18 protein-coding genes are annotated in these 23,461 nt (G+C 63.3%); 5 read left to right on the top strand and 13 right to left on the bottom strand.

All coding sequences use genetic code 11. The features are described from left to right. From SA190iCDA_RS10475 to SA190iCDA_RS10465, 3 genes are all read right to left on the bottom strand, one after another. On the bottom strand, window positions 1-1,338 hold the full coding sequence (locus SA190iCDA_RS10475; protein WP_070886870.1) for a Na(+)-translocating NADH-quinone reductase subunit A: 1,338 nt from the start codon (window positions 1,336-1,338) through the stop codon (window positions 1-3). Between the two features lie 307 nt (window positions 1,339-1,645). After that, window positions 1,646-2,620, bottom strand: coding sequence for an arsenic resistance protein (locus SA190iCDA_RS10470; protein ID WP_070886869.1), 975 nt, complete (start codon window positions 2,618-2,620; stop codon window positions 1,646-1,648). A 130-nt stretch (window positions 2,621-2,750) separates the two neighbouring features. Beyond that, the gene (locus SA190iCDA_RS10465; RefSeq protein ID WP_070886868.1) at window positions 2,751-4,199 is read right to left on the bottom strand and encodes a glyceraldehyde-3-phosphate dehydrogenase; all 1,449 of its coding nucleotides are present in this window, start codon (window positions 4,197-4,199) and stop codon (window positions 2,751-2,753) included. A 152-nt stretch (window positions 4,200-4,351) separates the two neighbouring features. Between SA190iCDA_RS10465 and mfd the strand changes: the two genes are divergently transcribed. Continuing rightward, window positions 4,352-7,795, top strand: coding sequence for a transcription-repair coupling factor (gene mfd, locus SA190iCDA_RS10460; protein ID WP_070886867.1), 3,444 nt, complete (start codon window positions 4,352-4,354; stop codon window positions 7,793-7,795). Between the two features lie 381 nt (window positions 7,796-8,176). Here mfd and nagZ read toward each other — a convergent pair whose 3' ends face one another. Then, window positions 8,177-9,175, bottom strand: a complete 999-nt coding sequence (nagZ, locus tag SA190iCDA_RS10455) for a beta-N-acetylhexosaminidase (protein WP_170833969.1) — start codon at window positions 9,173-9,175, stop codon at window positions 8,177-8,179. Window positions 9,176-9,342: 167 nt separating this feature from the next. Beyond that, on the bottom strand, window positions 9,343-10,044 hold the full coding sequence (locus SA190iCDA_RS10450) for a TetR/AcrR family transcriptional regulator (protein ID WP_070886865.1): 702 nt from the start codon (window positions 10,042-10,044) through the stop codon (window positions 9,343-9,345). Between the two features lie 250 nt (window positions 10,045-10,294). Between SA190iCDA_RS10450 and lexA the strand changes: the two genes are divergently transcribed. Together lexA and sulA are read left to right on the top strand one after the other, a co-directional pair. Beyond that, a complete protein-coding gene (lexA, locus tag SA190iCDA_RS10445) occupies window positions 10,295-10,906 on the top strand; it encodes a transcriptional repressor LexA (RefSeq protein ID WP_070886864.1) in 612 nt (203 codons plus the stop codon). Window positions 10,907-10,917: 11 nt separating this feature from the next. Continuing rightward, window positions 10,918-11,373, top strand: a complete 456-nt coding sequence (sulA, locus tag SA190iCDA_RS10440; protein WP_070886863.1) for an SOS-induced cell division inhibitor SulA — start codon at window positions 10,918-10,920, stop codon at window positions 11,371-11,373. Between the two features lie 161 nt (window positions 11,374-11,534). Here sulA and SA190iCDA_RS10435 read toward each other — a convergent pair whose 3' ends face one another. The 6 genes from SA190iCDA_RS10435 to fadB all read right to left on the bottom strand — a co-directional run bounded on the left by SA190iCDA_RS10435 (window position 11,535) and on the right by fadB (window position 19,142). Then, window positions 11,535-11,771: a hypothetical protein gene (locus SA190iCDA_RS10435; protein WP_042555598.1), complete on the bottom strand. Its 237-nt coding sequence runs from the start codon at window positions 11,769-11,771 to the stop codon at window positions 11,535-11,537. Between the two features lie 139 nt (window positions 11,772-11,910). Continuing rightward, a complete protein-coding gene (locus SA190iCDA_RS10430; RefSeq protein ID WP_070886862.1) occupies window positions 11,911-12,432 on the bottom strand; it encodes a DUF6586 family protein in 522 nt (173 codons plus the stop codon). A 54-nt stretch (window positions 12,433-12,486) separates the two neighbouring features. Next, complete coding sequence (topA, locus tag SA190iCDA_RS10425) at window positions 12,487-15,093, bottom strand: type I DNA topoisomerase (RefSeq protein ID WP_070886861.1); 2,607 nt, start codon at window positions 15,091-15,093, stop codon at window positions 12,487-12,489. Between the two features lie 256 nt (window positions 15,094-15,349). Then, complete coding sequence (locus tag SA190iCDA_RS10420; RefSeq protein ID WP_070886911.1) at window positions 15,350-15,586, bottom strand: DUF1653 domain-containing protein; 237 nt, start codon at window positions 15,584-15,586, stop codon at window positions 15,350-15,352. Between the two features lie 202 nt (window positions 15,587-15,788). Then, the gene (fadA, locus tag SA190iCDA_RS10415) at window positions 15,789-16,964 is read right to left on the bottom strand and encodes an acetyl-CoA C-acyltransferase FadA (RefSeq protein WP_070886860.1); all 1,176 of its coding nucleotides are present in this window, start codon (window positions 16,962-16,964) and stop codon (window positions 15,789-15,791) included. Window positions 16,965-16,994: 30 nt separating this feature from the next. Next, complete coding sequence (gene fadB, locus SA190iCDA_RS10410; protein WP_070886859.1) at window positions 16,995-19,142, bottom strand: fatty acid oxidation complex subunit alpha FadB; 2,148 nt, start codon at window positions 19,140-19,142, stop codon at window positions 16,995-16,997. A 435-nt stretch (window positions 19,143-19,577) separates the two neighbouring features. On the opposite strand from fadB, the gene SA190iCDA_RS10405 reads away from it, so the two are divergent. Further along, window positions 19,578-20,396 carry a hypothetical protein gene (locus SA190iCDA_RS10405; protein WP_070886858.1) on the top strand — a complete coding sequence of 273 codons (819 nt, stop codon included), beginning with the start codon at window positions 19,578-19,580 and terminating at the stop codon, window positions 20,394-20,396. Between the two features lie 29 nt (window positions 20,397-20,425). Here the strand turns inward: SA190iCDA_RS10405 and SA190iCDA_RS10400 are convergent, their stop codons facing one another. Beyond that, complete coding sequence (locus SA190iCDA_RS10400) at window positions 20,426-20,863, bottom strand: hypothetical protein (protein ID WP_070886857.1); 438 nt, start codon at window positions 20,861-20,863, stop codon at window positions 20,426-20,428. A gap of 87 nt (window positions 20,864-20,950) precedes the next feature. On the opposite strand from SA190iCDA_RS10400, the gene SA190iCDA_RS10395 reads away from it, so the two are divergent. Next, entirely contained in the window at window positions 20,951-21,394 is a 444-nt protein-coding gene (locus SA190iCDA_RS10395) for a universal stress protein (RefSeq protein ID WP_070886856.1), read from the top strand. A 79-nt stretch (window positions 21,395-21,473) separates the two neighbouring features. Here SA190iCDA_RS10395 and SA190iCDA_RS10390 read toward each other — a convergent pair whose 3' ends face one another. Beyond that, window positions 21,474-23,402: an ATP-binding cassette domain-containing protein gene (locus tag SA190iCDA_RS10390; protein ID WP_070886855.1), complete on the bottom strand. Its 1,929-nt coding sequence runs from the start codon at window positions 23,400-23,402 to the stop codon at window positions 21,474-21,476. Window positions 23,403-23,461 lie beyond the last annotated feature (59 nt).

Raw genomic sequence — 23,461 nt, 5'->3', positions numbered from 1 at the left:
TTAGCCCTCCTTTTCGATACGGCTGAGGTTGTCCCGCAGGATCGGACCATACTCATACTTACCGGCACATACGTAAGTACACAGCGCCAGGTCTTCTTCGTCGAGCTCCAGGCAACCAAGCTTCTGAGCCATTTCCGTATCACCGACGATCAGATAACGCAGCAGCTGGGTCGGCAGGATATCGAGGGGCATCACGACCTCGTAGTTACCCACCGGCACCATCGCTCGCGGGCTGCCGTTGGTACTGGTGGAAAAAGCGAACCGCTTGGCAGCGTTCAACTTCGACACAAAGATGTTGAGCACCGAATGCTTGTTCACCCCGGCACGCAGGTAATGCATCAATTCGCGATCATTCCCTTCGCGCAGGCAGGATACCTGCAGATGGTAACGCCCAAGAAAATCACAGGCGCCGCGGGAGATACGCCCGCCCAGCAGCGAGCCAGAGACCACACGGTTGTTGCCAGGCTGCAGCTCACCTGCCGTCAGCTCACTGAGGTTGGCGCCCAGACGGGTACGCAACAGACGTGGACGCTCGACGACAGGCCCCGCTAGCGCAACGACACGCTCCACTGACAACTGTCCGGTGGAGAACAGTTTGCCGATGGCGATGGTGTCCTGATAGTTGATCGTCCATACGCTCTTGTTGACGCTTACCGGATCGAGGAAATGAATATGAGTGCCGGGTAGACCTGCGGGGTGTGGGCCGGCGAAGGATTCACTGGTCACTCCAGCCACGGCTTCGCCGGGCAACGTGACGCCCTCGGCCTTGCAGAGGAACACACGAGCCAGGCGGCTGAGTACCTTGAGCCCACTTTCGAAATAGGCGGCCTGCTCGGCGATCACTACGGCAGGGTCAGCAGCCAGCGGATGAGTATCGATGGCCGTGACGAATATCGAGCTGGGCACGGCATCGGCCGCAGGCACCTTGCTGTAAGGCCGAGTGCGCAGAGCGGTCCAGAGGCCGGAATGCAGCAGATTATCTCGCACCTGCTGGTCATTCAGGCTGGCCAGCTGCTCATGGGTATACTGAGCGAAGTTTTCCTGCTCGTCGCCATCCAGTTCTATGACAACCGATTGCAGCACCCGCTTCTCACCGCGGTGAATGGCGCTCACTACACCAGCACCAGGGGCGGTGTAATGCACACCCTCCAGCTTCTTGTCGGAGAACAGAATTTGGCCCAGCTTGACCCGATCCCCGACCTGAACCGCCATGGAGGGTTTCATATCGTGATAATCGAAGCCTATGACAGCGACACTGCGCACCGGCCTGGCTGCTTCGATCTGCTGAGCCGGCGCGCCTGTTATGGGCAAATCAAGCCCATGTTTTATTTTGATCATAGGTCTGCCTAACCACTGTTTAAGCTTTCTTGGAATACGTCCGCAGCCTGAAACGCAAATGCTCGTCACGCACTGAACTAGCAATAGCCAATGCAAACGAAGGGCGGACGCGGGTAAAAATCGACGGGATTATACGGTTGTGCGACAACGCGACGCTACCCAAGCTGTTGCTTTCCCTGGAACTTACGTTACAGGACGCAACAGTTGAGCGGGCATTCCAGACCCGCCCCCATGGACAACCCGCCAGCCAGAGAGGCCCTGCCGGCTTGTGCTCGTTGCGATATGACAGCATTCCCGTTGCGGCTATTCACGGAGGTGGCCTGCGCTTGCGCCAGATCAGCGACGGTACCGCACGGATATAGATCAGCTCACTCATCAGTTCCACAAGCGTCTGGGTTATGACGGCCGCTGCGGCCAACTCACGAACGCCCTCGGGCAGTGCCAGTGCCAGCGGCAATACCACCAACGAGTTCCGGGTCGAACTGCTGAAAACCACCGAGCGTGCCGTCCCGGCCGGTAGCCTGACCATCCAGGCGGCCAAGGCGCCAAGCAAAGGCGCCAGCACCATGAAACCGAGATAAACGGGCACTACCGGTAGCAGCCTGCCAAGCTCGCGCATGACGAAGTCGATTTGCGAGCCGATCACCACCACTAACACAATTGCCATGGCAGGCACCGGCGCCCAGGCCCAGGCACTGTTCCAGCGCTGCACGGTTTGCCACCTACGCCCTGCGTCACAGGTGATAACGGCCAGCACCAGCGGCAGGACGATCAGGACGAGGAACGCTTCGACAAAGGGCTCAATGGCGATAACCAGTGGAGCCCCCGCCTCCAGCATGAGGCTCAGGTACAGGGGCAGCAACAGCAACTGGAGCAACAGCAGCAAGGGCGTCGCGGCCAGCATCCGCTGCGAATCACCCCTGCCGATGTGCGTGAATACCACGACATAGTCGATACACGGCGTGAGCAAAACCAGCAAAGCACCTACCAGCAGTGCCGGGTGGTCGACCAGACTTCGGGTCAATGCCCAAACAAGCATCGGCACCAGAACGAAATTGGCGACCATAAGTGCCACCACAAAACGCCTGTCGCTCAAGCCTTGTCGCAGCGCCAGAAAAGGAATCTGCAGGAACATGGCGTACATCAGCAGCGCAATGGCAGGTGTCACCAGAACCGCCATTGCCTGAAAAACAGCAGGCGCCAGCACCCCACCAAGCGCCGCCACGGTGACTGCAGCGAAGTAGATGGGAATTTGCCCCTGCTCCAGTCTTTCTCTGTTCATATGCCTCCTTGCCCGCCAAAAAGCGCCTTCTCCGAATATTATTGCGAGCCCGGTCCAGAGACTCGGCTTGCTCACGGAAGGCCAATAAAAATGGGAGCCCTCGGGCTCCCATTTTTTCATACCGGCGCGATCAACGCGGGAAGGCAGGCGGATTGACCCCGGCCATTTCTTCCATCACGCGAATCACCTGGCAGCTGTAGCCGAACTCGTTGTCGTACCAGACGTACAGCACGACGCGGTTGTCGTTGGCGATGGTGGCTTCGGCATCGACCACACCGGCATGGCGCGAACCGACGAAGTCGGTGGACACCACTTCCTGGGAGCTGACGAAATCGATCTGTTTCTGCAGGTCCGAGTGCATGGCCATCTGGCGCAGGTACTCGTTGATCTCTTCGCGGCTGGTGGCCTTCTCCAGGTTCAGGTTGAGAATGGCCATCGACACGTTCGGCGTCGGCACGCGAATCGCGTTGCCGGTCAGCTTGCCCTTGAGCACCGGCAGCGCCTTGGCGGCAGCGGTGGCGGCACCGGTTTCGGTGATGACCATGTTCAGCGCGGCGCTACGGCCACGACGGCTGCCCTTGTGGAAGTTGTCGATCAGGTTCTGGTCGTTGGTGTACGAGTGAACGGTCTCGACGTGGCCATTGACGATGCCGTACTGGTCATTGACCGCCTTGAGCACCGGCACGATGGCGTTGGTGGTGCAGGAGGCGGCCGAGATGATCTTGTCGTCGGCGGTGATTTCGCCATGGTTGATGCCATGCACGATGTTCTTCAGCGCGCCCTTGCCCGGTGCGGTGAGGATCACGCGGTCGATGCCCGGGCACTTGAGGTGCTGGCCCAGGCCGTCGGCATCACGCCAGACGCCGGTGTTGTCGACCAGCAGCGCATCCTTGATGCCGTACTGGGTGTAGTCGACGGCCGACGGATCCTTGGCGTAGATCACCTGGATCAGGTTGCCGTTGGCGGTCAGCGTGTTGTTGGCTTCGTCGATGGTGATGGTGCCGTCGAACTTGCCGTGTACCGAGTCGCGGCGCAGCAGGCTGGCGCGCTTGACCAGGTCGTTCTCGGCGCCCTTGCGCACGACGATGGCGCGCAGACGCAGGCCGTCGCCACCACCGGTGTGTTCGATCAGGATGCGCGCCAGCAGGCGGCCGATACGGCCAAAACCGTAGAGCACCACGTCGGTGCCCTTGCGTGGCGAGGCGTTCTGCTGGTTGGCGACGTCGGCCAGCTCGTCCTTGACGAACTGCTCGATGCTGCGGCCGTTACCTTCAGCCTTGAACTTGCCGACCATCTTGCCCAGATCGACGGACGCAGCGCCCAGTTTGAGCTCGCTCATGGCCTTGAGCACGGCGTAGGAATCGTGAACGGCCAGGCCGTTCTCGTCAGCCTGACGGTGACGGGCGAAGCGATGCGCCTTGAGAATCTCGATGACCGAGCGGTTGATCAGGCTGCGGCCATGGATCGACAGCACCACGTTGTTGTTGCGGTACAGCTGACCGATCAGCGGAATCATCGCCTCGGCGAGAGCTTCACGGTCAATCCATTCACCAAGACACTGGTCGGGCTTCTGAGTCACGGCATTACCTTCCACATGTAGGGGCTGAAAAAAGGGGCTACATTATGACGAGCCAGCTAGGGGTCGGCAATCTGCAGCGGTCGAAACACTGACAGTCATCCTCGCGGATAGTTACAATCAGGGGCCAAATCGTTACCAATCGCGAGCCACCCGTGCCTGTACTGCGTCTGCCGTCCTTGCCGGCCACCGCCGGTAAACAACACTGGGGCAACCTGCCCGGTGCCGCGCTGAGCCTGGCCATCGCCGAGGCGGCCAACTCCGCCAAACGCTTCACCCTGCTGCTCACCGCCGACAGCCAGAGCGCCGAACGCCTGGAGCAGGAACTGAGCTTCTTCGCGCCCGAACTGCCCGTGCTGCACTTCCCGGACTGGGAAACCCTGCCCTACGACCTGTTCTCGCCGCACCAGGACATCATCTCCCAGCGCATTGCCGCGCTGTACCGCCTGCCGGAGCTCAAGCACGGCATTCTGGTGGTGCCGATCACCACGGCGCTGCATCGCCTCGCGCCCACGCGCTTTCTGCTCGGCAGCAGCCTGGTGCTGGACGTCGGCCAGCGCATCAATGTCGATGACATGCGCGCGCGCCTGGAAGCCACCGGTTATCGCTATGTCGACACCGTCTACGAGCATGGCGAATTCACCGTGCGCGGCGCGCTGATCGACCTGTTCCCGATGGGCAGCAAGCAACCCTTTCGTATCGACCTGTTCGACGACGAGATCGAGACGCTGCGCACCTTCGACCCGGAGACCCAGCGCTCGGTCGACAAGGTCGAGTCGATCAAACTGTTGCCGGCACGCGAGTTCCCGCTGGAGAAGAAGGCCATCACCGACTTCCGTGGCCGCTTCCGCGAGCGCTTCGACGTCGACTTCCGGCGCTGCCCGATCTACCAGGACCTGTCCACCGGCATCACCCCGGCGGGTATCGAGTACTACCTGCCGCTGTTCTTCGAGGAAACCGCCACCCTCTTCGACTACCTGCCCCAGGACACCCAGGTGTTCTCGCTGCCCGGGATCGAAAAGGCCGCCGAGCAGTTCTGGACGGATGCGCGCAACCGCTACGAGGAACGCCGGGTCGACCCCGAGCGGCCGCTGCTGCCGCCCGCCGATATCTTCCTGCCGGTCGAGGACTGCTTCGCCCGCCTTAAGGACTGGCCGCGGGTGGTGATCAGCCCCGAGGACATCGAGCCAGGCGTCGGCCGTACGCGCTTCGAGGCCAGTGCCCTACCCGACCTGGCGATCCAGGCCAAGACCAGTGAACCGCTGGCCGCCCTGCGCCGCTTTATCGAGGAATACCCGGGCCGCGTGCTGTTCTGCGCCGAGTCCGCCGGGCGCCGCGAGGTGCTGCTCGAGCTGCTCGCCCGGCTCAAGCTCAAGCCCAGGGAAGTCGAGGGCTGGCCGCAGTTCTGCGCGAGCAAGGAGCGCCTGGGCATTACCATCGCGCCGCTCGACGAAGGCCTGCAGCTCGCTGACATCGCGCTGATCGCCGAGAGCCCGCTGTTCGGCCAGCGCATCATGCAGCGCCGCCGCCGGGAGAAGACCCGCGATGCCGGCGACAACGTGATCAAGAACCTCACCGAGCTGCGCGAAGGCGCGCCGGTGGTGCACATCGACCATGGCGTGGGCCGTTACCTGGGCCTGGTGACCATGGAATTCGACGGCCAGGCCGCCGAATTTCTCGCCCTGATGTACGCCGAGGAAGCCAAGCTCTACGTGCCGGTGGCCAGCCTGCACCTGATCGCCCGCTACACCGGCAGCGACGACGCCCTGGCGCCGCTGCACCGCCTGGGCTCGGAAACCTGGCAGAAGGCCAAGCGCAAGGCTGCCGAGCAGGTGCGCGACGTCGCCGCCGAGTTGCTCGACATCTATGCCCGCCGCGCCGCCCGCGAGGGCTACGCGTTCCGCGACCCGAAAGCCGATTACGAAACCTTCAGCGCCGGCTTTCCGTTCGAGGAAACGCCGGATCAGCAGAGCGCCATCGAGGCGGTGCGCGAGGACATGCTCGCCGCCAAGCCGATGGATCGGCTGGTGTGCGGCGACGTCGGCTTCGGCAAGACCGAAGTGGCCATGCGCGCCGCGTTCATCGCCGTGCACGGCGGCAAGCAGGTGGCGATCCTGGTGCCGACCACCCTGCTCGCCCAGCAGCACTACAACAGCTTCCGCGACCGCTTCGCCGACTGGCCGGTGACCGTCGAGGTGATGAGCCGTTTCAAGAGCGCCAAGGAAGTCAGCGCCGCCATCGAGCAGCTGGCCGAAGGCAAGATCGACATCATCATCGGCACCCACAAGCTGTTGCAGGACGACGTCAAGATCAAGAACCTGGGCCTGGTGATCATCGACGAGGAGCACCGTTTCGGGGTGCGCCAGAAGGAGGCCCTCAAGGCCCTGCGCAGCGAAGTGGACATTCTCACCCTCACCGCCACGCCGATTCCGCGCACCCTGAACATGGCGGTGTCGGGCATGCGCGACCTTTCGATCATCGCCACCCCACCGGCGCGGCGCCTGTCGGTGCGCACCTTCGTCATGGAGCAGAACAAGCCGACCATCAAGGAAGCGCTGCTGCGCGAACTGTTGCGCGGCGGCCAGGTGTACTACCTGCACAACGACGTGAAGACCATCGAGAAGTGCGCCGCCGACCTCGCCGAACTGGTGCCCGAGGCGCGCATCGGCATCGGCCATGGGCAGATGCACGAGCGCGAGCTGGAACAGGTGATGGGCGACTTCTATCACAAGCGCTTCAACGTGCTGATCGCCTCGACCATCATCGAGACCGGCATCGACGTGCCGAGTGCCAACACCATCATCATCGAGCGCGCCGACAAGTTCGGCCTGGCCCAGCTGCACCAGCTGCGCGGCCGCGTCGGCCGCAGCCACCACCAGGCCTACGCCTACCTGCTGACCCCGCCACGCAAGCAGATGACCGACGACGCGCAGAAGCGCCTGGAGGCCATCGCCAACGCCCAGGACCTGGGTGCCGGCTTCGTGCTGGCCACCCACGACCTGGAAATCCGCGGTGCCGGCGAACTGCTCGGCGACGGCCAGAGCGGGCAGATCCAGGCGGTCGGCTTCACCCTGTACATGGAAATGCTCGAACGGGCGGTCAAGTCGATCCGCAAGGGCGAGCAGCCGAACCTCGACCAGCCCCTGGGCGGCGGGCCGGAAATCAACCTGCGGGTGCCGGCGCTGATCCCCGAGGATTACCTGCCGGACGTGCACGCCCGCCTGATTCTCTACAAGCGCATTGCCAATGCCAACGACGAGGACGGTCTCAAGGAACTGCAGGTGGAGATGATCGACCGCTTCGGCCTGCTGCCCGAGCCGACCAAGCACCTGGTGCGCCTGACACTGATGAAGCTGCAGGCCGAACGGCTGGGCATCAAGAAGATCGATGCCGGGCCACAGGGCGGGCGCATCGAGTTCGCCGCGGAAACGCCGGTCGATCCGCTGACGCTGATCAAGCTGATCCAGAGTGCGCCGAACCGCTACAAGTTCGAAGGCGCCACGCTGTTCCGCTTCTCGGTGCCGATGGAACGCGCCGAGGAACGCTTCAATACCCTGGAAGCGCTGCTGGAGCGGCTACTGGCGACGGTGAAGAGCTGAAAACGATCAGGGCCGCTTATGCGGCCCTGATCATTTAGGGCGTGGCGATACTCAGGGGCCTGCTTGTTACCCTATTGCGGCAGCTACAAGGCAGAAGCAGCCACTCCCTGCGTAGGGTGGACAACGCTCTTTGTGTCCACCTTTTCGATCGTTGCATGGTGGACGGATGAAGCGTCGTCCACCCTACGTCCCTGATACAACGCAGAAGCAGACATCCAGCGATCTCGCGGGAGCGGCTTTAGCCGCGATTTTTTTATCAAGGCAAACAAAGAGCTCGGGGCTAAAGCGGATCGCCGCCGGCCCCTCCCACGATCGCGAACGGCCGGCTGAATCTGCCCCACTTTGCAGTCAGCGCGATAAATCGAGACAAATGTCCTCGCCTTACTCCACCAACTGCGCGGCGCGCAACGCCGAGAGCGCCTGCGCCCAGCGTGGATCCTGGCGGTAGTCGACACCCGGAAAAGCGCGCCGACGCATACGCTCCAGCCCTTTCGGTGCAACGACCTCGAGGCGCTGCGCTGCCGACAGCGCCAGCTCCGCCGCCGCCCGGTCATTGCACACCAGCCCCATGTCGCAGCCGGCGCTCAGCGCTGCCTCGATACGGCTGGCGGCATCACCGACCACATGGGCGCCGGCCATCGACAGGTCGTCGCTGAAGATCACCCCCTCGAAGCCCAGCTCGCCGCGCAGGATGTCCTGTAGCCAGCGGCGCGAGAAGCCGGCCGGCTGGCTGTCGACCTGCGGGTAGATGACGTGGGCCGGCATCACTGCGGCCAGGTCGCGACTCAGCACCGCGAACGGGCGCAGATCCTGCTGGCGGATTTCATCCAGGCTGCGCTCGTCAAGGGGAATCGCCACGTGGGAGTCGGCCTCGGCCCAGCCATGGCCGGGGAAATGCTTGCCCGTGGCCGCCATGCCCGCCTCCGCCATGCCGCGGATAAAGGCGCCGGCCAGCTGCGTGGCCCGCTCGGGGTCGCCCTCGAAGGCGCGGTGGCCGACCACCGCACTGCGCTCGTGGTCCAGGTCCAGCACCGGAGCGAAGCTCAGGTCCAGCCCCACCGCCAACACTTCGGTGGCCATCAGCCAGCCGCACTGGCGCGCCAGTTGCTCGGCACCGGCGCAACCGGCGATGGCCCGCATCGCCGGCAACTTCACGAACCCCTGACGCAGGCGCTGCACGCGCCCGCCCTCCTGATCCACCGCTAGCAGCAGGTCGGGACGCACCGCGCGGATGGACTCGCACAATTCCCGCACCTGCCGCGGGTTCTCGATATTGCGGGCAAAGATGATCAGGCCACCAACCTCGGGCTGGCGCAACAGCTGGCGATCCTCGGCGGTCAGCCAGGGACCGGCGATATCCACCATCAGGGAGCCATACAGGGGAGTCGTCACAACAGAATTCCTTGAAGATAAGCATCACGCCCAATGGCCATCTGACAATGGCGCGACAAAGGGTTCCCGGTCGCACGGGCGACACGAACCAGCCGGCAGGACTGGGCGCACTAAAGGGCGGTAGCTTAGGGGCAGCCGAGGCCCACCGACAAGCCTCAGGACTTGCTGGGCGGGCTTTTGTGGCGGGGAATGAGCTGCGCCGACGCCAGACGCGGATCGGTCACGCCGCTCTCCGAGCGCATGCCCGCCGCCAGGAACGGTACCATCAGGCGCATCACCTGTTCGATCGAGGTGTCCACGCCGAAGTCGCTTTCGGCCATGGCGCGCAACGCCTTGATACCGGACATACTGAAGGCTGCAGCGCCAAGCATGAAATGCACGCGCCAGAACAGCTCCAGGGGCGGAATGCCGGGTGCCGCTTCGTGCACCAGGTACATGTAGCGGCGGAATACCTTGCCGTAGACTTCTTCGAGGTATTTGCGCAGGTGGCCCTGGCTCTGGCTGAATGCCAGGCCCAGCAGGCGCATGAAGATCGACAGGTCATTGCCGCTGCGCGGTTTGACCGCCAGGGCCTGCTCGACCAGCAACTCGAGCAGTTCCTCGAGGCTGAAGGTCACCCCGGGCTTGCTCTGGCGTTTGTCCAGTTCGCGCTCCAGGCTGGTACAGAACGGCCCGAGAAAGCGCGAGAACACTGCCTGGATCAGGGCCTTCTTGGAGCCGAAGTGGTAGTTGACGGCCGCCAGATTGACCCCGGCCTTGCTGGTGATCAGGCGCAGCGACGTTTCGGCGAAGCCCTTCTCCGCGAACAACTGCTCCGCCGCGTCGAGAATGCGTTCAACGGTTTCCGATTGCGCCATGACATCCACCAGACAAACAAGTGTTTGAAACATACGTTTCAGCGCGTGCCACTGTCAAGTCGCGCAGGGCGTATTCTGGCTGCTCAGTCACCATTTGGCGAGCGCGTCGCACGTCGCCGCTGCCCTCTACCCCGGGTTACCGGTCATCCGCTGCCTGGCCTTATATCAACACGGCGGGCATCAACCGATTGCCAAGCACGACTTACTGTATATAATCCCAGTCACTGTATAAAAAGCCAGAGCGCCTCACATGATCAAGCTGACGCCCCGCCAAGGCGAAATTCTCGCCTTCATCAAGCAGTGCCTGGAAGACAACGGCTACCCGCCAACCCGCGCGGAGATCGCTCAGGCCCTGGGCTTCAAGTCGCCGAACGCGGCCGAGGAACACCTCAAGGCCCTGGCGCGCAAAGGCGCCATCGAGATGACCCCGGGCGCCTCCCGCGGCATTCGCATTCCGGGCTTCGAGCCCAACCAGGAAGAAGAAGACGGGCTGCCGGTGATCGGTCGTGTCGCCGCCGGTGCGCCGATCCTGGCGCAACAGCATATAGAAGAGGCCTGCCGGATCAACCCGGACTTCTTCCGTCCCAAGGCCGACTACCTGCTGCGCGTACGCGGCATGAGCATGAAGGACATCGGCATCATCGACGGTGACCTGCTGGCGGTGCACACCACCAGTGAGGTGCGCAACGGCCAGGTGGTGGTCGCGCGCATCGACGATGAAGTGACGGTCAAGCGCTTCAAGCGCGAAGGCAATACCGTGTGGTTGCTGGCGGAAAACCCGGAGTTCGCCCCGATCGAGGTGAATCTCGAGGAGCAGAACCTGGTCATCGAAGGTTTGAGTGTCGGCGTCATCCGCCGCTAATTGGAGGCGTCATGCAGTTCCCCCAGTCGTTGAGCCGTAACCAGCTGCCCCTGTTCGATGCCTTTCTGGCATCGACCCTCGCAGTTGTAGAGGAACCAACCAGCCAGGAAGCCGCGTTCAGCGAGGTGTCGCTGCGTGGTGCCGCTGGGCATTGCCTGACGCTACTGGCGCCCATGCTGCGAGAACTGAGCGAGAAGGATGACGAACGCTGGCTGACCCTGATCGCCCCGCCCGCCAGCCTGACCCAGAGCTGGCTGCGTGACGCCGGCCTTAACCGTGAGCGTATTCTGCTGCTGCAGCCGCGTCGCAACCAGAGCCCGCTGCAACTGGCTCAGGAAGCCCTGAAGCTTGGCCGCAGCCACACCGTGGTCAGCTGGCTGCACCCCCTGCCCCAGCATGCACGCCAGCAGCTCGAAGCAGCAGCGCGCACCGGCAAGGCGCAAAGCCTGAATATCAGCCTGGGCTGACGCTGCAAGCTGCAAGCTGCAAGCTGCAAGCGTGCCCGGCCGTACGGTAACTCGTCGAATGGCTTGGCCCATGGGACGGTGTTCCCATGAAAAAGCCCCTCACGCTGGAGGGGCTTTTCGCTATTGCCTATAGCCTGCAACTTGTGGCCTGCAGCCTGTAGTTAATGCAAAACGCGCGGCTGCTCGTCTTCCTGCTCGAAATCACCTTCAGCCATTCTGCCCGCCATTTGCACGCCGACATTGAGCATCGCCTTGGCGACCTCCACATGCTGGCCCTGCAGGAACGCCTTGGCATCCTCCGAGAAGTCCAGCACGACCAGTGCTTCCTCATCGTCGGCGCGACGCAGGGCGATGCGCCCATCGGGCAGTTCGACGATTTCAAGGAAAGACGTAGGCATAACTCGGATTCTCCACGAAGGGCAGCGTCTCGAGGAGGCGTGCCACAAAAGGCCGTACAGTGTAACAGCCAGCCCGCCTGATCGGTTGATGAAAAAGCCGCCAGATGCCAAACGGCTTTGGCTCAATATCGGGCGACGCTTACCACTCGCTGAGCCCGACACGAAAACGCTGGGCCAGCGCCTTGAGTTCCTGCCGCCAGCCTTCCAGGGTTTCGCGCTCAAGCAGCGGCGGCTCATCGCCCAGGCTTACCGCCTCGATCAGGGCGGAGGCGTTGGGATCGCCCTTTGGCTCGCGGGGCGGACGCGGCGGTTTGAACAGCTCGGCATGGGCAGCCAGAAGCTGCCCAAGCCAGGTCTGCCGGTTTTCGGCCAGCTCGACCAGTTCCGCCAGCTCCGGGCTTGGCGCCCCGTTCAGGTTCTGGCGATCCAGCAGCACTTCGGCACGGGCAGCGCTGCTGTTGGGCAAACGGTAGAAGCCGGCAACCTCATGGCACAGCCCAAGCAACGCACCGTACAGATGAAACAGCGTGGCCTCGCGCTCGGCCTGCACCAGCGCCTGGGCATTCATGGCCCGCCCCTCTTCGGCCTTGCGCCAGGACTCCAGGGAGAGGCCGGCGTAGAAGATCTTCTGATTGGTACGGGTATACAGTTCGCCAGCCATATGCACTCTCCAGATAGCCTCGGGTGCGCGCATGACGCGCGCACCGAGCACGGATCAACGCTTGTCTTCGACCTTCCACTTGCCGCCGTCGAAGAACGCCTTCCAGCCCGTAGGCTTGCCGTCCACTTCGGTCTGTACGTATTGCTCCTTGGTCTTGCGGCTGTAGCGGATCACTGCCGCACGGCCTTCCGGATCGCGCGCCGGCGCATCGAACAGGAAGTGGTACTTCGGATCGATCTCGTCCTTGTGCGGCAACAGCTCGAGTACCAGGGGTGCCCGGGTTTCGCGGTTCTTCGGGAACTGGCTGGCAGCCAGGAACAGCCCCGACGCGCCATCGCGCAGCACGTAGGTGTCGTCGACCTTCTCGCACTTGAGCTCCGGCATCTTCACCGCATCCATCTTGGGTGGCGCCGGCTCGCCGTTGCGCAGCAACTTGCGGGTGTTCTTGCACTCGCTGTTGGTACAGCCGAAGAACTTGCCGAAACGGCCGGTCTTGAGCTGCATCTGGCTGCCGCACTTGTCGCATTCCAGGCTCGGGCCTTCATAGCCCTTGATACGGAACTGGCCCTGCTCGATTTCATAGCCCGCGCAATCCGGGTTGTTACCGCAGATATGCAGTTTGCGAGTTTCGTCCAGCAGGTAGGCGTCCATCGCCGTGGCGCAGATCGGGCAGCGATGCTTGCCGAGCAGCACCCGCGATTCCGACTCGCCCTCGTCATCGGCGGCGATCTCGTCGCCCGGCACCAGGTTGATGGTGGCCTTGCAGCGCTCTTTCGGCGGCAGGGCGTAGCCCGAGCAGCCGAGGAACACGCCGGTGGAGGCGGTGCGGATCATCATCGGCCGGCCACATTCGCGGCACGGGATATCGGTCAGGGTCGGCGTGTTGGCACGCATGCCGTGGTCGCCGTCGGCGGCCACTTCGAGCTTCTTCTTGAAGTCGCCGTAGAACTCGTCGAGCAGGTGCTTCCACTCGCGCTCGCCCTGGGCGACGTCATCGAGATTCTCTTCCATGCCGGCGGTGAAGCCGTAGTCCATCAGGTCGGCGAAGCTCTCGCTGAGACGCTCGGTGACGATGTCGCCCATCTTCTCGGAATAGAAACGACGGTTGTGCAGGGCGACGTAGCCGCGGTCCTGGATGGTGGAAATGATCGCTGCGTAGGTGGACGGACGGCCGATACCACGCTTTTCCATTTCCTTGACCAGGCTGGCTTCCGAGTAGCGTGCCGGCGGCTTGGTGAAGTGCTGGCTGGGATCGAGCTTGATCAGCCTGAGCGACTCGCGCTCCTGCATTTCCGGCAGCACGGCATCGTCGCCCGGCTTGCTCATCTGTGGCTGGGCACGGGTGTAACCGTCGAACTTGAGGATACGGCCCTTGGCGCGCAGCTCGAACTGCGAAGCGGTGACGGTCACGGTGGTCGACAGGTACTCGGCCGGCGGCATCTGGCAGGCCACGAACTGGCGCCAGATCAGCTCGTACAGGCGCTCGGCGTCGCGCTCCATGCCGGACAGCTGGGTCGGCCGCAGGTTGACGTCCGAAGGGCGGATCGCCTCGTGCGCCTCCTGGGCGCCCTCCTTGCTCGAGTAATAGTTGGGCTTCTCCGGCAGGTATTTGCTGCCGTACTCGCTGTCGATAAAGCCACGCACCATCTCGATGGCGTCGGCCGACAGGTTGGTCGAGTCGGTACGCATATAGGTGATGTAGCCGGCCTCGTAGAGCCGCTGGGCCATCATCATGGTCTTCTTCACCCCGAAACCCAGGCGCGTGCTGGCCGCCTGCTGCAGGGTGGAGGTGATGAACGGCGCGGTCGGCTTGCTGCTGGTCGGCTTGTCCTCGCGCTTGGCGACGCTGTAGCTCGACGCCTTGAGGGTCGCCAGCGCGGCCATGGCCTGGGCTTCGTTCAGCGGCTTGAAGGCGGCGCCGTTCTCACGCACCACTTCGAAGCGCACCTGGGCGTCCTTGGCAGTACCGAGGTCGGCGTGCACTTCCCAGTATTCTTCGGGCACGAAGGCGCGGATTTCCTTCTCGCGCTCGACCACCAGCTTCACGGCCACCGACTGCACGCGGCCGGCCGACAGGCCACGGGCGATCTTCGCCCACAGCAGCGGCGAGACCATGTAGCCCACCACGCGGTCCAGGAAACGGCGCGCCTGCTGGGCGTTGACGCGGTTGATGTCCAGCTCGCCCGGGGCGGAGAACGCCTCCTGGATGGCCTTCTTGGTGATCTCGTTGAACACCACGCGCTTGTAGCGGCTGTCATCGCCGCCGATGGATTCGCGCAGGTGCCAGGCGATGGCTTCCCCCTCTCTATCCAAGTCGGTCGCGAGATAGATGGTGTCGGCTTCCTTGGCCAGGCGGCGCAGTTCCTCGACCACCTTTTCCTTGCCGGGCAGGATTTCGTACTTGGCTTTCCAGCCGTGCTCCGGGTCGACGCCCATGCGCGCGAACAGCTGGCGCTTGGCCTTTTCCTTCGGCGACAACGCCGGCGCTTCGCCTGCCGCTGCCTTGCCGCGCTTGGCAGGTTCCTTGGTAGCCGCCCCGCCGCTGGTGGGCAGGTCGCGGATATGGCCGATGCTCGACTTCACCACGTACTGGCTGCCCAGGTACTTGTTGATGGTCTTGGCCTTGGCCGGGGATTCCACGATGACCAGCGATTTACCCATGGATTGGAAAATTCCTGAAATTCGGTAGGTGAACGGCGACCAGGCGCCTGAAAACACTGTTGGGCGTATCGAGTCGACGCGTATCGCATCGACGATGAAGGCGCCCGCTCGATGGAGCGAACGCAAGAAGCGTGGTGCTGCCGTGGACCGAAGAGGTGCATTTGCACGCCTGCGATGGCCCTGCGTTCAGCTTTGGCCCCGCTATATATAGTGGCGGTCAAGGCAAGGTCAAGGGCGACCGCTTCCTGAGGCGCCCTCAGGGGCGACTTAAAACACTCGCTTCGGCCTCGACCAAAGCAAAGCGTGGAACCTGCTCGCCGTCCAGTTCCACCTCGCTGGTGAACATCGCCAGCGGCCGCACCCAGAGGCCGAATTCGCCATACAGCGCCTGGTAGACGACCACTTCCTCTTCGCTCTCCGAGTGCCTGGCCACGCCCAGCACGCGGTACTCGGGACCTTTGTAATGACGGTAGAGACCGGGTTGCAGCGACATCATTCAATTTCCTGGAAAGTTTTTCGTCCGATACAAAGGAACGGCCGGTTATCCCCCGACCATCCGTTCCGCTTGGCCTCCACACTTGCCGGAGCGCCAAAAAACAAAAACCGGGGCAGAGGCCCCGGTTGTGCAACCTGTACAGCGCACTGGAAAGAACTGCTGCGTCACCTTTATATAACGCAGCAGTCCTGGCGAATCCTCAGATGCGCTCGAACACCGTGGTGATGCCCTGGCCCAGGCCGACGCACATGGTCGCCACGCCGAAGGTGCCGTTGTTCTGCTTCATCACGTTCAGCAGGGTACCGGAGATACGCGCCCCGGAACAACCGAACGGGTGACCCAGGGCAATGGCGCCACCGTGCAGGTTGACCTTCTCTTCCATCTTGTCGAGCAGCTTGAGGTCCTTGAGCACAGGCAGCGCCTGGGCGGCAAAGGCTTCGTTGAGCTCGACGAAATCGATGTCGTCGATGGTCAGACCGGCACGCTTGAGCGCCTTCTGGGTGGACGGCACCGGGCCATACCCCATGATCGCCGGATCGACACCGGCCACGGCCATGGCGCGCACCACGGCCATCGGCTGGATGCCCAGATCCTGGGCGCGCTGGGCGCTCATGACGATCATGCAGGAGGCGCCATCGGTAATCTGCGAGGAGGTACCCGCAGTGACGGTGCCGCCCTTGGGGTTGAACGCCGGCTTGAGGTTGGCCAGGCTTTCCAGGGTGGTTTCCGGGCGAATGGTCTCGTCGTAGTCGAAGACCTTGAGGAAGCCGTTCTCATCAAAGCCCTGCATCGGGATGATCTCGTCCTTGAACTTGCCTTCGACCGTGGCCTTGTGGGCCAGCTGGTGGGAACGCACGCCGAACTTGTCCTGGGCCTCGCGGCTGATGTTGTGCATCTTGCCCAGCATCTCGGCGGTCAGGCCCATCATGCCGGACGCCTTGGCGGCGTACAGCGACAGGTGCGGGTTCGGGTCGACCCCATGCATCATGCCGACGTGGCCCATGTGCTCGACGCCGCCGACCACGAAGACATCGCCATTGCCGGTCTGGATCGCCTGCACGGCGGTGTGCAACGCGCTCATCGACGAGCCGCACAGGCGGCTGACGGTCTGCCCGGCACTGGTGTGCGGAATCTGGGTCATCAGCGAGGCCATGCGGGCGATGTTCCAGCCCTGCTCCAGGGTCTGGTTGACGCAACCCCAGATGACGTCCTCGACTTCCTTGGGGTCGACCTTGGCGTTGCGCTCCAGCAGTTTGCTGATCAGCTGCGCCGACATGGTCTCGGCGCGGGTGTTACGGTGCATGCCGCCCTTGGAACGACCCATCGGGGTCCGGCCGAAGTCGACGATGACTGCATCTCTTGGATTCAGGCTCATAAATTCACTCTCGCTCCAATCGTTGCGCGATTAACCAAAGAAGGTCTGGCCGTTTTTGGCCATTTCACGCAGTTTCTCGGTCGGCTTATACAGCGCACCCAGATCGGCGTACTTGTCGGCCAGGGCCACGAATTCGGTAACCCCGACGCTGTCGATGTAACGCAGCGCACCACCACGGAAGGGAGGGAAACCGATGCCGTAGATCAGACCCATGTCGGCCTCGGCGGCGGTCTCGACGATGCCGTCCTCCAGGCAGCGTACGGTTTCCAGGCACAGCGGGATCATCATGATGTTGACGATGTCCTCGTCGCTCAGCTCACGCTGCTCGGCCACGATCGACTTGAGCAGCTCGTACGCCTCGGGGTCGCTGACCTTCTTCGGCTTGCCGCGCTTGTCGGTCTCGTAGGCGTAGAAGCCCTTGCCGTTCTTCTGGCCCAGGCGGTTGGCTTCGTACATCACGTCGACGGCGGTACGGCCTTCCACGGCCATGCGGTCCGGGAAGCCTTCGGCCATCACGTCACGACCATGGTGGCCGGTGTCGATGCCGACCACGTCGGACAGGTAGGCCGGGCCCATGGGCCAGCCGAACTTCTCCATGACCTTGTCGATACGCGCGAAGTCGACGCCGAAGCTCAGCAGCTTGGAGAAGCCACCGAAATACGGGAACAGCACGCGGTTGACCAGGAAGCCCGGGCAGTCGTTGACCACGATCGGGTTCTTGCCCATCTTCTTGGCGTACGCCACGGTGGTGGCCACCGCCTCGTCACTGGATTTCTCGCCGCGGATGACTTCGACCAGCGGCATCATGTGCACCGGATTGAAGAAGTGCATGCCGACGAAGTTTTCCGGACGCTTGAGGGCCTTGGCCAGCAGGCTGATGGAGATGGTCGAGGTGTTGGACGCCAGGATGGTGCCCTCCTTGACCGCCGCCTCGACCTCGGCCAGCACGGCCTGCTTGACCTTGGGGTTCTCGACCACGGCTTCGACGACGATGTCGACATGGCCGAAGTCGCCATAGGACATGGTTGGGCGAATGGCGCTCAGGGATTCGGCCATCTGCGCGGTGGTCATGCGACCTTTCTCGACGCGCTTGCCGAGCAGCTTGGAGGCCTCGCCCAAGCCCATCTTGATGCCTTCCTCGCGGATGTCCTTCATCAGGATCGGCGTGCCCTTGGACGCCGACTGGTAGGCGATGCCGCCGCCCATGATACCGGCGCCGAGCACGGCAGCCAGTTTCACGTCCTGGGCGATGGCGTCATGGGCCTTGGCCTTCTTCTTCAATTCCTGGTCATTGAGGAACAGGCCGATCAGGCTCTCCGCTACCGAGGTCTTGGCCAGCTTGGCGAAACCGGCGGCTTCGACTTCCAGCGCCTTGTCGCGACCGAAGTTGGCGGCCTTCTGGATGGTCTTGATCGCTTCGACCGGCGCCGGGTAGTTCGGGCCAGCCTGGCCCGCAACGAAGCCCTTGGCGGTTTCGAAGGCCATCATCTGCTCGATGGCGTTGAGCTTGAGCTTTTCCAGCTTGGGCTGGCGCTTGGCCTTGTAGTCGAGCTCGCCGGAAATGGCGCGCTTGATCAGGTCCAGGGCACCGGCCTGCAGCTTGTCAGCGCTGACCACGGCATCCACGGCGCCGACCTTGAGGGCCTCCTCGGCACGGTTTTCCTTGCCGGAGGCGATCCACTCGACCGCGTTGTCGGTACCGATCAGGCGCGGCAGACGCACGGTGCCACCAAAGCCCGGATAGATACCCAGCTTGACTTCGGGCAGGCCGATCTTGGCGCCCTCGGCCATGATCCGGTAGTCGGCGGCCAGGCACATTTCCAGGCCGCCACCCAGGGCGATGCCGTTGATGGCGACCACGGTGGGTACGTTCAGGTCTTCGAAATCGCTGAAGATCTTGTTGGCTTCCAGACCGCTGGAAACCAGCTGCTCTTCGGGCAGTTTGAAGTTGTCGACGAACTCGGTGATGTCGGCGCCGACGATGAACACGTCCTTGCCGCTGCTGACGATCACGCCCTTGATCGAGGCATCGGCCTTGATCGCATCGACACTCTGGCGCAGCTCGCTGAGGGTCAGACGATTGAACTTGTTGACGGACTCACCCTTGAGGTCGAACTTGAGTTCGACGATGCCGCTTTCAAGAGCCTTAACCGTGATGGCTTTACCTTCGTAAATCATCAACTGATCTCCACGCTAAGGGAATCTGAACAGTACACACCGGAGCCAACCGGCTGACTCACGCCACCAGACAACGTAGACGAAAATCTGCTACCCACCGATGCGGTATTCGGACTGAATTGGGCATTGCCGGCAAGACAAACACTCAATTCATACGCCCGTTTGATTTGGGTGAGCACACCTTCAGGCAAAAGCCTGCGATTGTCAATTGGCGTGATGTAGCCAGGTGCGGCCGGCACTACGCAGACCATACAGTCACATACCCTGGTAGCGAAAAGCCGATCATCCGCGTCGATATCCCATCATTCGGCAGGCGCCGCTGGCCAGTTGGTGACCGCTAGCCAAAACCCCGGGTCAAGGGTAGAGTCGCGGCCATTCGGCTGCCACCGAATGACCGAAAACAACAAGAACGAGCGATTACACCGAGGTTCCCGCATGCCAACTCACTTGCGTGCCGTCTCTCTGCGTGCCCTTCTGCTTGCCGCCCTGCTGATACCCACAGCGGCATTTGCCAACACCACCGGCGACCTCAAGCACCTGCAGAACTTCCATCTCTCGGCCCAGAAAAGCCTGGGCGACTTCTACATGTACAACAGCATGGAAGGCGACCAGCGATATGCACGGATGATCGACGCCTCCCGTCAGCAGGCGCGCGAGCAGCTTGGCAGGTTGGCCAACCTGGCCGACGTGGGGGCCGCCCGCCTGCAGACGCAGCTGCAGCAACAATGGCAGCGTTACGATGGAGAACTGACGACCTTGATGGCGGCACTGCAGCAGCAGGGCTACACGGACCTGCAGCCGGTCGCGGATCTGGCCGCCCGCAACCGCCAGGTACTGGCAACGGCCCAGGCGCTTTACGAGGCGCTGCGGCGGATGGATGGCAACGCCATCAGCGCGCAGATGGCGGCCACCCGCGAACTCAGCGTGCTGATGCAGAGCATCGCGGTGAACTACGCGGCACGCAGCGCTTCGGTGGGAGCCAGTTTCTCGGGCGACAGCAGCGAGCGCCCCATCGAGGAACTGGTGGCCGACTTTTCCGCGCGCCTGAGCGCATTGCGCAAGCAACCGGGCAATACCACGGCGGTCAACGTCAAGCTCGACGGCGTGGTGACCAAATGGCGCTATATCGAAGGCTCGCTGCGCAATTACAACGAAAAGAGCGTGCCCTTCCTGGTCAACAAGTACTCGGACAGCATCATCCACAGCCTGGCGGACGTCGACACGCTGTACGCGCAGGCGGGCGGCGCTTCATGAGCCGCCGCGGCGCCGGCCCGACGGTTGAGTCAGGCACGGCCCTTGAGAAAGTCGGCGATCGCCGGCAAGGCTTCGGGTTGGGCCCGCTCCCCCCAGAACAGCGCGATCATCTGCGGCGTGGCCTCGGCCTTGTAGACGTCGGCCGGCAGCGTTGCCAGTTGCTCGGCCAGCGCCACGTCCGTGCAGGGCTCCTGCCATTTGTTCAGCCACTGGCCCGGCTCGCGCTGCCAGTAGCACCAACTGTCCTGGCGTCCCCGGGGTCGCGGCCTGTGGTACTGCGGGCAGGGGTTGGGCGGCGTCTTGCCTAGCCAGTACGGCCATTCCTCGCGGGCCAGCTGCATCGCCAGGCCCAGGCGCCGCGCCTGCAGGCGCACGTCCATCTGCCCGCGCTGGCGACGCGACGGCACCAGCCAGACCAGCGGGCTGAGGGCCAGGACCAGCAAGCCCAGAACGATCCATCCCGTCATAAGTTCTATCTCGACTGCGCAACCTGTGGTAAATGCTCAAACCAGCCATACTTGAAATCACTGGTCACCCTTGTAAGGAGACACCCCATGTCCTACCAGCACATTCTGGTCGCCGTCGATCTGACCGAGGAGTGCGACCCGGTAATGAAGCGCGCCCAGGCTCTGGCCGCCAGCACCCAGGCCAAGCTGTCCGTGGTGCATATCGTCGAGCCGATGGCCATGGCCTTCGGCGGTGACGTGCCGATGGACCTGTCGATGCTGCAACAGCAGCAGTTCGAGCAGGCCAAGGAGCGCCTCGACGCCTTTGCCATCAAATACCCGCAGCTCAGCGCCGAAAGCCGCCACCTGGCCTATGGCCAACCGCGCCAGGAAATTCACCGCCTGGCCGCCGAACAGCACTGCGACCTGATCATCGTCGGCAGCCACGGCCGCCATGGCCTGGCCCTGCTGCTCGGCTCCACCGCCAACGACGTGCTGCATGGTGCACCGTGCGACGTGCTGGCCGTAAGCCTCAAGAAACCCTCGGCCTGATCGGCCCCGGCGAATGACGCCGGGCATCGGCCCGGCATCATCGCATGCGATCATCCCGGCAGGGCGCCGCCCTCTCCGCTTAGCCTTCCAGCTCGGCCCAGCGCTCGATCAACTGTTCCAGCTCCTGCTGCTTTTCCTGCAGCTGCGCCAGCACCGCGGCGGTCTGCTCGGCCGGCTGCTGATAGAACGCCGGATCGGCCACCTTAGCTTCCAGCGCGGTAATCGCCTGCTCGGCGGCATCGATCATTTCGGGCATGGCGTCCAGCTCGCGCTGGTGCTTGTAGCTGAGCTTCTTCTTGGCCGCTGGTGCAGCAGCGGCAGTTTCGGCGACCGGCGCTTCGGCCACGGGCGTCTCGACGATCGCCGAACCCAGCTCGGCCTTGCCCGACTTGCTCTCGCCTACGCCCAGCAGGCGCGGCGAGCCGCCCTGGCGCAACCAGTCCTGGTAGCCGCCGACGTATTCACGCACCTTGCCCTCGCCCTCGAAGACCAGGGTGCTGGTCACCACGTTGTCGAGGAAAGCCCGGTCGTGGCTGACCATCAGCACGGTGCCCTTGAAGTTCGACAGCACTTCCTCGAGCAACTCCAGGGTTTCCACGTCCAGGTCGTTGGTCGGTTCGTCGAGCACCAGCAGGTTGGCGGGCTTGCTGAACAGCTTGGCCAGCAGCAGGCGGGCGCGCTCACCACCGGACAATGCCTTGACCGGCGTGCGGGCACGCTGCGGGCTGAACAGGAAGTCGCCCAGGTAGCTCAGCACATGACGGTTCTGGCCATCGATTTCGATGAAATCGCGGCCTTCGGAAATATTGTCGATGACGGTCTTTTCCACATCGAGCTGGTGACGCAGTTGGTCGAAATAGGCCACCTCGATCTTGGTACCCTGTTCCACCTTGCCGGCGGTCGGCTGCAAGCCGTCGAGCATCAGCTTGAGCAGCGTGGTCTTGCCGGTACCGTTGGCGCCGAGCAGGCCAATGCGATCGCCGCGCTGCAGCACCATGGAAAAGTCCTTGATCAGCAGCGGGCCGCCCGGATGGGCGAAGCTGACGTTCTCCAGCACCATCACCTGCTTGCCGGACTTGTCCGCCACATCCAGCTGGATATTGGCCTTGCCGGTGCGTTCGCGGCGCTCGCTGCGCTCCACCCGCAGCGCCTTGAGGGCACGTACGCGGCCTTCGTTACGGGTGCGGCGGGCCTTGATGCCCTGGCGGATCCACACTTCTTCCTGGGCCAGCTTCTTGTCGAACAGCGCGTTGGCGGTTTCTTCGGCGGCCAGCGCGGCCTCCTTGTGCACCAAAAAGCTGGCGTAATCGCCGTTCCAGTCGATCAACCCACCGCGATCCAGTTCGAGAATGCGCGTGGCCAGGCTCTGCAGGAAGGCCCGGTCGTGGGTGATGAACAGCACGGCGCCCTGGAAATCCTTGATGGCCTCTTCGAGCCAGGCGATGGCGCCGATGTCCAGGTGGTTGGTGGGCTCGTCGAGCAGCAGCAGATCGGGCTCGCTGACCAGCGCCTGGGCCAGCAGCACGCGACGGCGCCAGCCGCCGGAGAGCTCGGCCAGGGTCTTGTCGGCCGGCAGCTGCAGGCGGCTCAGGGTGCTGTCGACCAGTTGCTGCAGGCGCCAGCCGTCCTTCGCCTCCAGCTCCTGCTGCACGTGCATGAGCTTGTTCAGGTCTTCTTCGGTCACGCAGTTCTGCGCCAGGTGATGGTACTGGGCAAGCAGGTCGCCAACGCCGTCCAGGCCCTGAGCGACCACGTCGAACACCGTTCGGCCATCGGCCACCGGCAGCTCCTGGGGCAGTTCGCCGATCTTCAGGCCAGGCGCTCGCCAGATGGCACCGTCGTCGGGCTTCTGCTGGTCGTTGACCAGCTTGAGCATGCTCGACTTGCCGGTGCCGTTACGGCCGATGATGCACACCCGCTCACCGCGGGCGATCTGCCAAGACACCTTGTCCAGCAGCGGCATGGCGCCAAAGGCCAGGGAAACATCGGTGAACTTGAGCAGGGTCATCAGGGTTGCCTCGACAATACGCAGGAGTGGTGGGCGAAAGCCTGGGGCGCGACCTGGGC

Origin of the sequence: Pseudomonas argentinensis (assembly GCF_001839655.2) — a bacterium.
GTDB classification, from domain to species: Bacteria; Pseudomonadota; Gammaproteobacteria; order Pseudomonadales; family Pseudomonadaceae; genus Aquipseudomonas; species Aquipseudomonas argentinensis_B.
Note: the sequence above shows the minus strand (reverse complement) of the source record. Positions and strands in the feature narration are given on the sequence as shown.